The 15,890-nt window shown below is 38.3% G+C and carries 13 protein-coding genes; all 13 read left to right on the top strand.

Annotated features, from left to right (window positions below; translation table 11 throughout):
• The first annotated feature begins 82 nt into the window (after positions 1-82).
• From mraZ to ftsZ, 13 genes are read left to right on the top strand one after another with little or no spacing between them, the layout of a single operon-like run.
• Positions 83-556: a division/cell wall cluster transcriptional repressor MraZ gene (gene mraZ / locus C8C84_RS01340; protein WP_121311814.1), complete on the top strand. Its 474-nt coding sequence runs from the start codon at positions 83-85 to the stop codon at positions 554-556.
• Positions 531-1,439 carry a 16S rRNA (cytosine(1402)-N(4))-methyltransferase RsmH gene (gene rsmH / locus C8C84_RS01335; protein ID WP_199717080.1) on the top strand — a complete coding sequence of 303 codons (909 nt, stop codon included), beginning with the start codon at positions 531-533 and terminating at the stop codon, positions 1,437-1,439. The genes mraZ and rsmH overlap by 26 nt, the downstream gene beginning before the upstream one ends.
• Positions 1,436-1,783 carry an FtsL-like putative cell division protein gene (locus C8C84_RS01330; protein ID WP_121311813.1) on the top strand — a complete coding sequence of 116 codons (348 nt, stop codon included), beginning with the start codon at positions 1,436-1,438 and terminating at the stop codon, positions 1,781-1,783. Before rsmH ends, C8C84_RS01330 begins: the two co-directional genes overlap by 4 nt.
• A complete protein-coding gene (locus C8C84_RS01325) occupies positions 1,774-3,783 on the top strand; it encodes a penicillin-binding protein (RefSeq protein ID WP_121311812.1) in 2,010 nt (669 codons plus the stop codon). The genes C8C84_RS01330 and C8C84_RS01325 overlap by 10 nt, the downstream gene beginning before the upstream one ends.
• A complete protein-coding gene (locus C8C84_RS01320) occupies positions 3,780-5,243 on the top strand; it encodes a UDP-N-acetylmuramoyl-L-alanyl-D-glutamate--2,6-diaminopimelate ligase (RefSeq protein WP_199717078.1) in 1,464 nt (487 codons plus the stop codon). Before C8C84_RS01325 ends, C8C84_RS01320 begins: the two co-directional genes overlap by 4 nt.
• Positions 5,244-5,247: 4 nt before the next feature.
• Positions 5,248-6,468 (top strand): phospho-N-acetylmuramoyl-pentapeptide-transferase, encoded by a 1,221-nt coding sequence (mraY, locus tag C8C84_RS01315; protein ID WP_121311811.1) that lies wholly within the window; start codon positions 5,248-5,250, stop codon positions 6,466-6,468.
• A complete protein-coding gene (gene murD / locus C8C84_RS01310) occupies positions 6,468-7,802 on the top strand; it encodes a UDP-N-acetylmuramoyl-L-alanine--D-glutamate ligase (protein ID WP_121311810.1) in 1,335 nt (444 codons plus the stop codon). Before mraY ends, murD begins: the two co-directional genes overlap by 1 nt.
• Before the next feature lie 7 nt (positions 7,803-7,809).
• Positions 7,810-9,135, top strand: a complete 1,326-nt coding sequence (locus C8C84_RS01305) for an FtsW/RodA/SpoVE family cell cycle protein (RefSeq protein ID WP_121311809.1) — start codon at positions 7,810-7,812, stop codon at positions 9,133-9,135.
• Between the two features lie 3 nt (positions 9,136-9,138).
• Positions 9,139-10,233, top strand: a complete 1,095-nt coding sequence (murG, locus tag C8C84_RS01300; RefSeq protein ID WP_121311808.1) for an undecaprenyldiphospho-muramoylpentapeptide beta-N-acetylglucosaminyltransferase — start codon at positions 9,139-9,141, stop codon at positions 10,231-10,233.
• A gap of 24 nt (positions 10,234-10,257) precedes the next feature.
• A complete protein-coding gene (gene murC / locus C8C84_RS01295) occupies positions 10,258-11,598 on the top strand; it encodes a UDP-N-acetylmuramate--L-alanine ligase (protein ID WP_121311807.1) in 1,341 nt (446 codons plus the stop codon).
• Entirely contained in the window at positions 11,595-12,317 is a 723-nt protein-coding gene (locus tag C8C84_RS01290) for a cell division protein FtsQ/DivIB (protein WP_121311806.1), read from the top strand. The genes murC and C8C84_RS01290 overlap by 4 nt, the downstream gene beginning before the upstream one ends.
• A 6-nt stretch (positions 12,318-12,323) precedes the next feature.
• On the top strand, positions 12,324-13,703 hold the full coding sequence (ftsA, locus tag C8C84_RS01285) for a cell division protein FtsA (RefSeq protein WP_121311805.1): 1,380 nt from the start codon (positions 12,324-12,326) through the stop codon (positions 13,701-13,703).
• A gap of 25 nt (positions 13,704-13,728) precedes the next feature.
• Positions 13,729-15,726, top strand: coding sequence for a cell division protein FtsZ (ftsZ, locus tag C8C84_RS01280; RefSeq protein ID WP_121311804.1), 1,998 nt, complete (start codon positions 13,729-13,731; stop codon positions 15,724-15,726).
• Positions 15,727-15,890 lie beyond the last annotated feature (164 nt).

The following is a 15,890-nucleotide window of genomic DNA, read 5'->3' as shown; positions in this document are numbered from 1 at the left end:
AAACTTATCAACAAAGTGGTATTTTGTGGTAAATTGTGGTAATTATTTTTATATTTTTGCTGATAACCAAAATTAACTGCAATTGAACTCCATAATCGGAACATATGAGTGCAAAGTTGACGCCAAAGGAAGGTTGATGATTCCTTCGGCTTTAAAGAAGCAACTGGCTAATTCTCTTCAAGATGGCTTCGTCTTGAAGCGTTCTGTGTTTCAACCGTGTTTGGAATTATATCCGATGATTGAATGGAATTTGATGATGCAAAAGATCAACAAACTCAATCGATTTGTAAAGAAAAACAATGATTTCATTCGTCGTTTTACGGCCGGAGTGAAAGTAGTGGAAGTTGACGATTTGGGCCGATTGTTAATTCCGAAAGATTTAGTGGCTTTTGGTCACATTTCAAAAGATATAGTGCTTTCGTCAGCGGTGAACATCGTTGAGATTTGGGATAAAGATTTATACGAGAAATCAATTGCAGGCGATGATATCGATTTTGCTGATTTGGCAGAAGATGTAATGGGAAATATAAATGATGATGACAATGGAATATCATAATCCGGTTTTGTTGAAGGAAACTGTCGATGGCTTGAATATCAAGCCCGATGGAATTTATGTTGATGTGACTTTTGGCGGTGGCGGACATTCAAAAGAAATTCTGAGTCGCTTAGGACCAAACGGAAGATTGTTCGGATTTGACCAAGATGAAGATGCGTTGGCCAATACTTTACCCGATGAAAGATTCACTTTGATTCACGAGAATTTCAGGTATATCAAGCGTTTTTTGAGATTTCACGGGGTGAAAAGTGTCGATGGTATTTTAGCCGATTTAGGGGTTTCGTCTCACCAATTTGATGTTCCTGAAAGAGGTTTTTCTACGCGTTTTGATGCCGATTTGGATATGAGAATGAGCAAAAGAAATGAACTCGATGCGCATAAAGTGATTAATGAGTATGATGATGCCAATTTAAAAAGAGTGTTTTTGGATTATGGCGAATTAAAAGCAGCGCCGGCCATTGCCAGAACCATTATCGAAGCCAGAGAATACAAAAAAATCAATACAACTGACGAATTAAAAATGGTTTTGGCCAAATTTTTACCGGATCAGTTTAAAAATAAAATCTTGGCTCAGATTTATCAAGCGATTAGAATTGAAGTAAACCAGGAGATGGAAGTGTTGAAAGAGTTTTTGGAACAATCACTTGAAATATTAAAACCGGAAGGAAGATTAAGCGTGATTTCCTATCATTCTTTAGAAGATAGATTGGTAAAACGCTTTATGAAAAATGGCTTATTTGAAGGAGAACCGGAACGCGATTTCTTTGGAAATTTTTCAGTACCGTTCAAGTTGGTTGGAAAACTAATTGTTCCTGACGATGCTGAAATCAAAATCAACAACAGAGCGCGTAGTGCCAAATTAAGAATAGCAGAAAAGCGATGAAAAAAGGAGTTTACAGCATATTAAAAGCCCGATTTCTAGTCAATGAAGACGCTACCAAAAACTGGCGATTCATACTGTTTTTGATTCTGTTAGCGATTTTGATGATTGCTAACGAACACAGGTACGATCAAAAGATTTTTAGAATTGCCGAGTTAACCAATGAAGTGAAAGAATTGCGCTCAGAGTTTGTTGACAACCGCTCCGAATTAATGAAATTAAAAATGGAATCGACCGTTTCCGAGAAAATGAAAGAAAGAAATATTTTCCCTTCATCGGTTCCGCCACAAAAAATAAAAATTAAAAAACCGGTAGAAAAAACTTTCTTCCAAAAATTATGGCAGTAGAAGATAAACATATCTCTTACCGAATTTACTTAGTTGCTTTCTGTCTTTTTCTGATGGCTTTCGCAATTGCTTTCAAACTCACCAAAATTCAGTGGGTTGAAGGTGACTATTATAGAAAATTAGCCAAAGAAAGAACAGTGAAGAACTTCGTGATTCCAGCGAATAAAGGGAATATTTATTCCGCTGACGGAAGTTTGCTCGCTACTTCTATTCCGAATTATAATATCAGATTTGATGCAATCGCACCAAAAGTTGAAGATTTTAAAGAAAATGTAAAGCCATTGGCAGATTCATTGGCTAAAATGTTAGGTAAGCCCAGCAGTTTTTACCATTCTCAATTGACTATGGCCAGAAACAACAAAAATCGATATTTACTGATTGCGCGCGATTTAAGTTATACACAATACATAAAAATTAAGAGTTTTCCCTTATTCAATTTAGGAGCTAATAAAGGCGGAATGATTACCGAACAAGAAACGGTTCGCGAACATCCTATAGGGAAAATTGCGGAAAGAACCATTGGTTACGAAAGAATCACTCCTGATGGAAAACCGGACGGAAAAGGAATTGAATGGTCTTTTAGAAAATATTTAAATGGAAAAGACGGCAAAGTTTTAAAGCAAAAAATTGCCAAAGGACAATGGAAGCCTATTCGTGATGTAAATGAAGTTGATCCGCAAGATGGTTATGATGTGATTTCTACGATTGATGTTTATATACAAGACATTGCGCATCATGCTTTGTTAAAGCAATTACAAGAATTCAAGGCAGAACACGGTTGCGTAATTGTGATGGAAACCAAAACGGGTAAAATCCGAGCGATTTCCAATTTGGGAAAACTAAAAGAAAGCGATTCAACTTATTTTGAAACCACCAATTACGCCATAGCGGAATCACACGAACCGGGTTCGACCTTCAAATTGGTTGATATGATAGCCTTGTTAGATGACGGTAAAGTGGATACGAGTAAAGTGTACGATAGCCGCGGCGGTATTGTGGAATATAGAGGGAAAAAAGTACGCGATTCACACGAAGGCGGTTATGGAAAAATTTCTTTAGGAAGAGGTTTTGAGGTTTCTTCCAACACAGTTTTGGTACAAGCCGTTTATGAAAATTATAAAAACAACCCAAAAGAGTTCGTTGACAGAATTGATAGAATGGGTTTAAACAAGCCGTTAGGATTGCCATTCCAAGGAGAAGGCAAACCTTATATACCGCAACCCGGCGACAAACATTGGAGTGCAATTTCACTGCCATGGATGGCTTTTGGATATGGTGTTTCGGTAACGCCTTTGCAGACTTTGACCTTGTATAATGCCGTTGCCAATAATGGTGAAATGGTAAAGCCACAATTTGTTTCAGAAATCAAAGAGTGGAATAAAGTCATCAAAAAATACAACAAAGAAGTCATCAACCCAAAAATCTGTTCGGATGAAACGGTTAAGAAACTAAAAGCGGTTTTAGAAAATGTAGTCAAAAGAGGAACAGGTTCCAAATTGTATTCCAAAGATTTTTCGATGGCAGGAAAGACCGGAACAGCGCAAGCCAATTACGGTAAAAACAGTGGAAACGACAAACATTATATTTCTTCTTTCGTTGGGTTTTTTCCAGCGGAAAACCCTAAATATTCTTGTATAGTTGTCGTTCACAAACCAAATACTTCAGGCAATAATTATTACGGAGCCGATGTGGCCGGACCGGTTTTCAAACGCGTAGCTCAAAAGATTTTTACCGATGCGCCATCAACGAATGAAGTCAAAAATCTGAACCAAAAAATCGCCAAGCAAGAGAAAGCCTATAAGGTTTACGAAGACAAGTCAAACATAGATGGAAAAACGATTCCAAATGTAAAAGGGATGAGCGGCATGGACGCTGTGGCACTTTTGGAAAACATGAAAGTGAAAGTAAAAGTCATTGGGTTTGGAAAAGTGAAAAGACAATCCATTCAACCCGGTTCCGCTTTAAGTAAAAATCAAATCATCATACTCGAATTATCGTGATTATTTTAAAAGACATATTATACAAAGTTGCTATCGAAGTCGTAAAAGGTTCGACCGAAATGACTATTGGCAAAATAGAATTCGACTCGCGAAAAGTTCAAGAGAATGATATTTTTGTGGCGATTCGCGGTTCGGTTTCAAATGGTCATGATTTTATTGAGAAAGCCATAAATCTTGGTGCCACCGTTATCGTTTGTGATACTTTGCCGGAAGTTATTGTGACCGGAGTGACTTACATTCAAGTAAAAGATACTAATTCGGCTTTAGCATTTTTAGCTTCTAATTATTACGGCAATCCGTCACAAAATTTAAAATTAGTCGGAATTACCGGAACAAATGGTAAAACAACAATCGCTTCTCTTTTGTTCCAATTGTTTAAAAAAGCGGGTTACAAAGTTGGCTTGTTATCGACCGTAAAAATCATGGTCGATGAGACGGAATACAAAGCCACACACACAACTCCGGATTCCTTAACCATCAATTATTATTTGGCGGAAATGAATGCGGTTGGTGTTGAATTTTGCTTCATGGAAGTGAGTTCACACGGTATTCACCAAAAGCGTACCGAAGGGTTACATTTTTCAGGTGGAGTTTTTACCAATTTGTCGCACGACCATTTAGATTATCATCCAACCTTTGCAGAATACAGAGACGTAAAAAAATCATTTTTTGACCATTTGCCAAAAACGGCTTTTGCCTTGACCAATATCGATGACAAAAACGGTCTGGTAATGTTGCAAAATACCTTTGCCAGAAAATTGACTTATGCCTTAAAATCCTATGCCGATTACAAAGCTCAAATCTTAGAAAATCAATTGTCAGGTTTGTTATTGAAAATCAATGAAAATGAAGTTTGGGTTAGGCTGATTGGGACTTTCAATGCTTATAATTTATTGGCAATTTTCGGAACAGCGGTTGAATTAGGATTGGACAAATTAGAAGTATTGCGTTTGCTTTCTGAATTAGAAAGTGTTTCGGGTCGTTTCCAGTTTATCGTTTCCAACCAAAAAATCACAGCGATTGTAGATTATGCTCATACGCCGGATGCTTTGGAAAATGTGTTGAGCACCATAAATGATATTCGTACGAACAACGAAAAATTGATAACCGTAGTGGGTTGTGGTGGCGACAGAGACAAAGCCAAAAGGCCAATCATGGCGAACATTGCAACAAAACTGAGCAATCAGGTCATCATAACTTCTGATAATCCTAGATCCGAAGATCCAATTGATATTATTGCGGATATGGAAAAGGGCGTTGAGCCTCAAAATCACAAAAAAACCTTGTCGATTGTCGATAGAAAACAAGCCATCAAAACCGCTTGTCAATTGGCTAGCCCAAATGATATTATCCTAATTGCAGGAAAAGGCCACGAAACGTATCAGGAAATTCAAGGCGTCCGCCATGATTTTGACGATATGAAAATTGTAAAAGAACTATTAGAACAGCTAAACAAATAAACCTATGTTATATTATTTATTTGAATACCTCGACAAAACCATGGATGTACCGGGAACAGGAGTTTTCCAGTACATTACCTTTCGTTCTGCTCTAGCCATTCTTTTATCGCTGATGATTTCGACCATTTATGGTAAAAAAATTATCAACTTCTTGAGAAACCAACAAGTAGGCGAAACGGTTAGAGAACTTGGATTACAAGGACAAAATGAAAAAGCGGGAACACCAACAATGGGTGGATTAATCATCATTATCGCCACATTGATTCCGGTAATTTTGTTGACCAAACTGAATAATATTTACATCATCCTTTTGATAGTGACCACACTTTGGATGGGAACTATCGGATTTATTGACGATTACATCAAGATTTTCAAAAAGGACAAACAAGGTTTAAAAGGTATTTTCAAAGTAATTGGACAAGTTGGTTTAGGACTAATTGTAGGTTCGGTGCTGTATTTTCATCCGGGCGTAACCGTTAGAGAAAAAGCCACAATTGTTACTAACCAAACAGAGAATGTTATTTCTCAAGTGCCGGTTGAACACAAATCAACTACGACAACTATTCCATTCACTAAAAATAATGAGTTGGATTATGCCAAATTCATCGAATGGACGGGCGAAGGTTATGAAAATTGGGCATGGTTAATATTTATTCCAATTGTGATTTTTATCATCACTGCGGTTTCTAATGGTGCCAATTTAACCGATGGAATCGATGGATTAGCGGCTGGAACTTCGGCTATTTCGGTACTCGCATTGGGTATTTTTACTTTCGTTTCGGGTAACGTTATTCTCTCAGGTTATTTGAATATCATGTACATCCCAAATTCAGGGGAAATGACGGTTTTTATTTCGGCATTCGTCGGAGCGTTAATCGGGTTTCTTTGGTACAATTCTTATCCGGCATCGGTATTTATGGGCGATACCGGAAGTTTGACCATTGGCGGAATTATAGCCGTTTTGGCGATTTCAGTTCGTAAAGAAATGTTGCTACCGGTATTGTGTGCCATCTTTTTTGCCGAAAACTTATCCGTGATTATGCAGGTTTCCTATTTCAAATACACCAAAAAACGCTTTGGCGAAGGGAAACGAATTTTCCTCATGTCGCCATTGCACCATCATTACCAGAAGAAAGGCTATCACGAAAGTAAAATCGTAACCCGTTTTTGGATTGTAGCCATACTGTTAGCAATCGTTTCCATAGTGACTTTAAAATTAAGATAATGCAAAGATTGGTAATACTTGGTGGAGGAGAAAGTGGTGTGGGAACCGCCATTTTAGGAAAGAAAGAAGGATTCGAAGTTTTCGTGTCCGATATGGGAAAAATAAAAGAAAAATACAAAGACGTTCTTAATCAATATGAAATTAAATGGGAAGACGAACAGCACACAGAAGATTTGATTCTGAATGCCGATGTCGTTATGAAAAGTCCCGGAATTCCCGATAAATCGCCACTGGTAAAAAAACTGTTGGAAAATGGAATTTCAGTCATTTCCGAAATAGAATTTGCTTATCCGTTTACCAAAGCCAAAACCATCGGAATCACCGGAAGTAACGGGAAAACAACAACAACAATGTTGACTTACCACTTGCTAAAAGAAGGTGGATTGAATGTTGGATTGGGCGGAAATATTGGTAAAAGTTTTGCTTGGCAAGTGGCCGAAGAAAACTACGATTGCTATGTGTTGGAATTGAGCAGTTTTCAATTAGACGGAATAATACGTTACAAACCTGACATAGCGATTCTGACCAACATTAGTCCTGATCATTTAGACAGATATGAGTACAAATATGAAAATTATATCGCGTCAAAATTTAGAATAACAATGAACCAAACTGAAGATGATTTTTTCATCTATGACGCCGATGACGAGGCGATTTCAGAGTGGTTACAAAACAATAAAACAAAAGCACAATTAATTCCTTTTTCACTATTACAAACTTTTGAAAACGGAGCCTTTATAAAAAACAATATTATGGACATCATCATCAACAACGAGGAATTTGAAATGAAAACAGCGGACATTTCTTTAGAAGGAAAACACAACATGAAAAACGCTATGGCTGCCACTTCTGTCGCCCAATTGATGAAAATCAGAAAGCAAACCATTCGAGAGAGTTTGTCCAATTTTCAAGGGGTAGAACACCGTTTGGAAAAAGTACTGAAAATTCAAAATGTTCAATACATCAACGACAGCAAAGCAACCAATGTAAACGCAACTTTCTTCGCATTAGACAGCATGACAGTGCCAACGGTTTGGATTGTCGGTGGTGTCGATAAAGGAAACGATTACAGTGAGTTGATGCCGTTAGTGCGCGAAAAAGTTAAAGCAATTATTTGTCTTGGTTTAGATAACAAAAAAATCATCGATGCCTTTAGTGATGTAGTAGATATGATGGTGGAAGTGGACAACATGCGCGATGCCGTAAATACTGCGAAACATTTAACCGAAAAAGGTGATGCAGTTTTATTGTCTCCAGCTTGTGCCAGTTTTGATTTGTTCCAAAATTACGAAGACAGAGGAAACCAATTTAAAGTAGCAGTTCAAAATTTGTAATAGTAACATGAAAGAGCTAATTCACAGTTTAAAAGGAGATAAAGTCATCTGGGCATTCGTTGCCTTGTTGGCGTTATTTTCGTTTATGCCGGTGTTTAGTGCGAGTAGTAATTTAGCTTACATGCGTCACGGTTCCGGAAATGCTTTGACGTATTTGTTAAAACACGGAGCGCAAGTTTTAGTAGGGTTTTTTATTTTATACAAAATTCACAAAGTACCGTATCACTATTTCCGAACGATTTCACGACTATTGTTGCCGGTCGTTTGGGTGTTGTTAATTTATACATTGCTTAAAGGAACCATTATCGATGGTGCCAATGCCAGCCGCTGGATCCAAATTCCGTTTATCGGAATAACGTTTCAAACGTCAACTTTAGCCTCAATAGTATTGTATGTTTTTGTTGCGCGCTATTTGTCCAAAAGCCGTGAAACACCAATCACATTTCAAAATTCATTGTGGGATTTATGGACACCGGTTTTTATAACGGTAGTTTTAATTTTACCCGCCAATTTATCCACGGCAGCTTTGATCTTTTCAATGGTTTTGATGTTGACGTTTATTGGTAAATATCCATTAAAATATATCGGAATTATTCTGGGCGCTGGAATCATCGGCTTGACCTTTTTTATTTTGGTAGCCAAACAATTCCCTGAAGCTTTTCCAAATCGTGTAGATACTTGGATTAACCGTATTGATAATTTCACCACAGACAAACCCGATGAAGATGATTACCAAATCGAAAAGGCCAAAATCGCTATCGCGTCAGGTGGTGTTTATGGATTAGGTCCGGGGAAAAGTGTGCAGAAAAATTTTTTGCCACAATCTTCTTCCGATTTCATTTATGCCATTATTGTTGAAGAATACGGATTGTTCGGAGGTATTTTGGTATTGTGTATGTACTTGCTTTTGTTGTTCCGATTTGTCGTTGCGGCTCACAAATCCAATTCGCTTTTCGGAAAACTCGTCGTCATCGGTTTAGGGTTTCCAATTATTTTTCAAGCGATGACCAATATGGCTGTCGCAGTAGAATTATTACCGGTAACCGGACAAACATTACCCTTGATTAGTAGTGGAGGAAGTTCCATTTGGATGACTTGTATCGCACTCGGAATTATTTTAAGTGTGACCAAGAAAGAAGAAGAAATTGCAGAAGAATTAGCTGAAAAACAAAAGAGAGAAGATGCTTTACAACGCATGATTGACAAGCAATTGCAAGAAGAGGAAGAAGCTGACTCGAGCCAGAATGGCGAACAGGCGAAGCAAAAAATAGAACTGGAAGGTTTTTCAATCGAAGACAAAGCCAATCCATTGGAACCAATTTTGAAGAAATAACAAATGAGCAAATTAAAATTCATATTAAGCGGCGGCGGAACAGGCGGACACATTTATCCGGCGGTTGCGATTGCCAATGAATTAAAGTCTCGATTTCCGGAAGCGGAATTTCTTTTTGTAGGCGCCAAAGATAAAATGGAAATGCAAAAAGTGCCTCAAGCTGGATATAAAATCAATGGTCTTTGGATTGCCGGTTTGCAACGAAAATTGACCTTACAAAACGCCATGTTTCCCTTAAAATTGGTAAGTAGTCTTTTGACTTCGCGCCAAATTTTAAAAAGTTTCAAACCCGATGTGGTCATCGGAACTGGTGGTTTTGCCAGCGGACCGTTATTGCAAATGGCCAATAGTATGGATATTCCAACCGTGATTCAAGAACAAAATTCGTTTCCCGGAATTACCAACAAACTGTTGAGCAAAAGAGCCAATGCGATTTGTGTGGCGTATGAAAATTTGGAACGATTTTTTCCAAAAGAGAAGATTGTTTTCACAGGAAATCCCGTTCGTCAGGATTTGCTGGATGTGGAAACCAAGACAGAAGAAGGAATAGCTTATTTCAAATTAGATACCCATAAAAAAACCTTGTTGGTTTTGGGTGGGAGTCTCGGGGCAAGAAGAATAAACCAATTAATCGCAAAAGAACTCGATTTTCTTTTAGAAAGCGGTGTTCAGGTTTTTTGGCAATGCGGTAAATTGTATTTCGATGAATACCAACATTTCAACGAAAGAGAGAATGTTCAAGTGGTTGATTTCATTGACAGAATGGATTTGATTTATGCGGCAGCCGATTTCGTGATTTCGCGTGCCGGAGCATCGTCAGTTTCTGAGTTGTGTTTGGTGGGAAAACCAACCATTTTTATTCCGTCACCCAATGTGGCCGAAGACCATCAAACCAAAAATGCGAAAGCCATTGTAGATAAAAATGGCGCCATCCTTTTGAGAGAAAGCGAATTGGATTCAACGTTTGAAACCACCTTTTCAGATTTAATTTCCAATGAAGATTTGCAGCTAACATTAAGCCAAAACATAAAAAAATTAGCCAAGCCAAACGCTACAAAAGACATAGTAGAACAAATAATAAAATTGATAAAAACATAGTATCTCAGCTACTCAGTAAATAAAATGAATCTAAACCAAATCCATAACGTATATTTCATCGGCATCGGAGGCATCGGAATGAGCGCCTTGGCTCGTTATTTCCAAAACATCGGTAAAAATGTTTCGGGTTACGACAAGACGCCAACCATGTTGACCAACGAGTTGATTGCGGGCGGAATGAACATTCACTTTGAAGACAGTATTGGTTTAATTCCAGAAGAGTATTATGTTGAAAATACGTTAGTAATTATCACGCCGGCTGTTCCCGTTTCGCACTCGGAATGGAATTACTTTTTGGAAAGAAATTATACAGTAAAAAAACGTGCGGAAGTGTTGGGAATCATCACCAAAGACACGTTTTGTTTCGCCGTGGCCGGAACACACGGAAAAACAACAACGTCCAGTATTTTGGGTCATATTCTTTATGAAAGTGGTGCAGATGTCACTGCTTTTTTAGGCGGAATTGTAGAAAATTATCATTCCAATTTAATCGGAAACGGAAAAACAGTTACCGTTGTTGAAGCAGACGAATTTGATCGCTCATTTCTGCATTTGCATCCGGATATTGCTTGCGTAACCTCGATGGATGCGGATCATTTGGATATTTATGGCGATGCAAACGCCATCGAAGATTCATTCAGGGAATTCGCAGACAAAGTAGAAAATAAAAATAATTTATTCGTGCCAAAAGGTTTGCCACTCGAGGGCTTAACCATTGGAATCGATGAAGAATCAACCTATAAAGCTTTCAACATCCGAATCGAAAACGGATTTTATGTTTTTGATGTGCAAACGCCCTCAGAAACGATTCGCGATTTGAAATTCGGTTTGCCGGGAAGACACAATTTAATGAATGCCTTGATGGCTTTAGCAATGTCTAAGACTTATGGTACCCCAACCGAGTCCATTGCCAAAGCCTTGGCTTCATTCAAAGGAATCCAACGCAGATTTTCCTATCAAATTAAGACAAACGACTTGGTTTATATAGATGATTATGCGCATCATCCGACAGAAATTAACGCTGTGCATCAAGCCGTTCGTGAGTTATATCCGAACCAAAAAGTACTCGCCATTTTCCAGCCGCATTTGTTTAGCAGAACCAAAGATTTTGCTGATGATTTTGCCAAAAGTTTGTCGCAGTTCGACGAAATTTTGTTGTTGGATATTTATCCGGCAAGAGAATTACCGATGGAAGGAATTACGTCAAGTTGGTTGCTTTCCAAAATGGAAAATTCAAATAAAAAATGGGTTGCAAAAGGCGATTTAATTCCGTCAATTTTGGAAAGCAGCGCTAAAATAATTGTCACCATCGGTGCCGGAGACATTGGTGAATTAGTTCCGAAAATTAAATTGGCTTTATCATGAAAGTTTTTACTTGGATAAATATCAGATTAGTATTGATGATTACCCTCGTAATCTTCCTGTTTTCGTTCACTTCGCACCGAAATGCCATGCGGAAAGTAAAGAAAACAGAGGTTGTTTTTGTGGGTGAAAACAGTCTTTTTTTGAAGTCTGAAACGGTTAATAAATTGTTAATAGAAAAAAATCAGGACCTAAAAACTATCAATAAAGATGGGTTAGATTTGAATAAATTGGAAAAGTCTATCAACAATCATCAGATGATTCAAAAAGCTGATGTTTTTGTGAGTGTTGATGGTGTTTTAAAAGCAGTGGTGGAACAAAAAACACCAGTCGGCAGAGTGTTTGACGAAACAGGTTCTTTCTATATTGATTATGAGGGAAATAAAATGCCTTTATCAGATAATTACACCGCCAGAGTGCCACTGTTATCGGGGGAAATTACAGCAGTAAAAAAAGAAAAATTGTCTGAAGTTTTGAAGAGAATAGCCGAGGATGATTTTTTGAAAAAAAATATCATTGGTGTACAAGTTTTGCCTAACGGTAGCTTAATTATGGCGAACAGAAATTACGATTATCAAATCGATTTCGGTATAACAATTAACATCGAAAGAAAATTTAAGAATTATAAAGCCTTTTTTCAGAAGGCGGTTTTAGATAGCACTTTGGACCAGTACCGAAGAATTAATTTGAAGTTTACCAAGCAAGTGGTGTGCATTAAATAGAAGATTATGGAAAAAGAGAATATTGCAGTCGGATTAGACATTGGGACAACCAAGATTGTGGCCATGATTGGCAAGAAGAATGAGTATGGAAAGTTGGAAATTTTAGGTGTCGGTAAATCGAAAAGTCTCGGAGTGGCTCGTGGTGTTGTAAATAATATTACCCAAACGATTCAGTCAATTCAACAAGCAGTTCTTGAAGCAGAAAATAATTCAGGTTACAAAATAAACGATGTGGTAGTGGGCATTGCCGGACAACACATTCGCAGCATACAACACACCGATTACGTTATCAGAACAAATCCTGAAGAAGTAATCAGCGGAAGAGATATCCAATTGCTAATCGACCAAGTTAACAAATTAGCGATGCTTCCGGGAGAAGAGATTATCCACGTTTTGCCACAAGAATTCAAAATCGACGGGCAGTCGGAAATCAAAGAGCCTATCGGAATGTACGGCGGAAGATTGGAAGCGAGTTTCCATGTAGTAGTTGGACAAGCATCATCCATCAGAAACGTTGGAAGATGTATTCAAAGTTCGGGTATTGAATTATCAGGATTGACTTTAGAACCATTGGCTTCAGCAGATGCTGTTTTAAGTCAGGAAGAAAAAGAAGCCGGCGTTGCCTTAATTGACATCGGTGGCGGAACAACAGATTTGGCCATTTTTAAAGATGGAATCATTCGTCACACCGCGGTTGTGCCTTTTGGCGGAAACGTAATTACAGATGATATCAAAGAAGGTTGTTCGATTATCGAAAAACAGGCAGAGTTATTGAAGGTAAAATTCGGTTCAGCTTGGCCGGGGGAAAATAAAGACAACGAAATTGTATCCATTCCCGGTTTGAGAGGAAGAGATCCAAAAGAGATATCGCTTAAGAATTTGTCGAAAATCATTCACGCAAGAGTAGTGGAGATTATCGAACAAGTGTTCACCGAAATCAAAGCTTACGGCCACGAAGATCCGCGCAAAAAATTAATTGCCGGAATCGTATTAACCGGCGGTGGTTCACAATTGAAACACATCAAACAATTGGTGGAATACATCACGGGAATGGACACCAGAATTGGTTATCCAAACGAACATTTGGCAGGCAATTCGGGAGAAGAAATTTCAAGTCCGTTATTTGCCACCGCAGTTGGATTGGTAATGAACAGCATCGAAAACAATTCGAATAGTGCTTACAAAATTGAATTAAAAGAGGTAGCTCAGGAAGCGCCGAAACCAATAGCACAACAACCGGTTTTTGAACCAAAAGAAGAAGAGGTTTCGAATGAAGTAGTAGTAGAAGAAAAACCCGAGCCAGAGACTACTGAAAGTAAAATCAGGCGCTCGTTTTTTGACCGCTATGTAGACAAGATTAAAGATTTTTTAGATAACGCAGAATAGAATAAATACCTAACACCAAAATAGTATGATAAGCAACTCAGAATTTGGAAGCATCTCATTTGATTTACCAAAGAATCAATCAAATGTGATCAAAGTAATCGGTGTTGGTGGCGGCGGAAGTAACGCTATCAATCACATGTTCAAACAGGGAATCAAAGGTGTAGATTTCATCGTTTGTAATACCGACTCACAAGCACTTCAAAACAGTCCGGTGCCGAATAAAATTCAGTTGGGTGTAAACTTAACCGAAGGACTTGGCGCAGGCGCAAATCCCGATGTAGGACAACAATCCGCATTAGAAAGTGTGGGCGACATTGAAAAAATGTTGGACAGCAATACCAAAATGGTCTTCATCACAGCCGGAATGGGCGGTGGGACAGGAACCGGTGCTGCTCCGGTAATCGCACAATTAGCGAAAGAAAGAGATATTCTAACCGTTGGTATCGTTACGATTCCTTTCCAGTTTGAAGGTAAAGTACGTTCGGAACAAGCGTTGTTGGGTGTTGAGAAATTAAGAAAACAAGTAGATTCTTTGATTGTTATCAATAACAATAAATTGAGAGAAGTGTACGGAAACTTAGGTTTCAAAGCAGGTTTCTCTAAAGCTGATGAAGTGTTGGCTACTGCTTCTCGTGGTATCGCAGAAGTAATTACACACCACTACACACAAAATATCGATTTAAAAGACGCAAAAACCGTATTGGAAAATAGTGGAAGAGCCATCATGGGTTCTGCTACTGCTAATGGCGAAAATAGAGCAAAAGATGCTATAATTTCTGCCTTAGATTCTCCATTATTAAATGATAATAAGATCTCCGGTGCCAAAAACGTATTGTTGCTTATCGTTTCTGGTAATAATGAAATCACCATTGATGAAATCGGAGAAATCAACGACCATATCCAATCGGAAGCCGGTCACAATGCCAATATCATCATGGGTGTTGGTGAAGACGAAACGTTAGGAGATTCAATTGCCGTAACTATCATTGCTACAGGTTTTAATCAAGAACAACAAAATGGACTTTTAAACATAGAAGCCAAGAAAATTGTTCACGCTTTAGAAGACGATCAAAAATTGGTGCGCGACTTAACCCAAAAAACGGTAGAAGTTTTCCAAACCAACACTGACTCGCCAACCCGAGGCGAAGCCGAATTGAACGGAGCTAAAGCGGAAGTAAAAGAAGAAAAAATCGTATTCGAATTAATAGAAGAAGAAGTAGAAACACCAACTGCTCCGACTGCTATTGATGATAACGAATTAATTGCAATGAATCAATTCATCCGCAACTTAGATGTGACTTTCGAAATCGTATCGCCTATCATGGACATCGATTACAAAGTAACAACACCAGAAGTACGTGAGATGAGAGTGGTTGAGCCACAAAATATCATTGAAGAAGAGCAAATCACTTTCACCTTCGATATGCCGGCTGCAACGCCAGTATTTGAGAGAGTAGAAGTTGTTGAAGCTGTTCAACCAGTAGAAGAAAGCCGAATTGTTTTCGACCTTTCTGACGCCAATGACATTGTGGTAAACGAGCCTGTACAGTTTGTTCCGGTAACGGAGTTGAACGAAGGTGGTGTGATTAAATATTCTTTGGAAGAATACATGGAGTTGGAAAACGACTTGCTAAACTCAAAACCGGTTGCTAAAATCGTTGAAGAGCCAATCGCTGAGGAATTAAACATCACCATGAAACCGGTTGCCGAAACCGAAAAACCACAAACAGCTTCAGTAAACTATTTTGACGATGCTTCTCCGGTAGAAATGACCATTGAAGAAACTTTGAAACACAGAGCTGATGAACGCAGAAGAAAATTAAAAGAGTTCAATTACAAATTCCACAACAATCCGTCAAGAATTGAGGAAATGGAAAAAGAACCAGCTTATAAAAGATTAGGGGTTGACCTGTCAAACAACGCCGGCAATACTTCAAATTCAAGAATGTCTTTGGGAACTGATAGTAACGACGATTTGCAAATCAGAACCAATAATTCCTTCTTGCACGATAATGTAGATTAGTCTGCCATTTTTCTAATCAGATGACCCGAAAATTGCTTTGCGATTTTCGGGTTATTTTTTTAACTTCGCAGTGCTTTTTGACTAGTCCTGATTTTAATTGGGAGCGAAAGGTTCGGGCTGTTTCAGTAATCCGTATTCCCGCTTTCCGCAGTATCTCTTCGAGG

Origin of the sequence: Flavobacterium sp. 102, from assembly GCF_003634615.1 — a bacterium.
Lineage (GTDB): Bacteria > Bacteroidota > Bacteroidia > Flavobacteriales > Flavobacteriaceae > Flavobacterium.
This window is presented reverse-complemented; position numbering and strand designations above follow the sequence as displayed.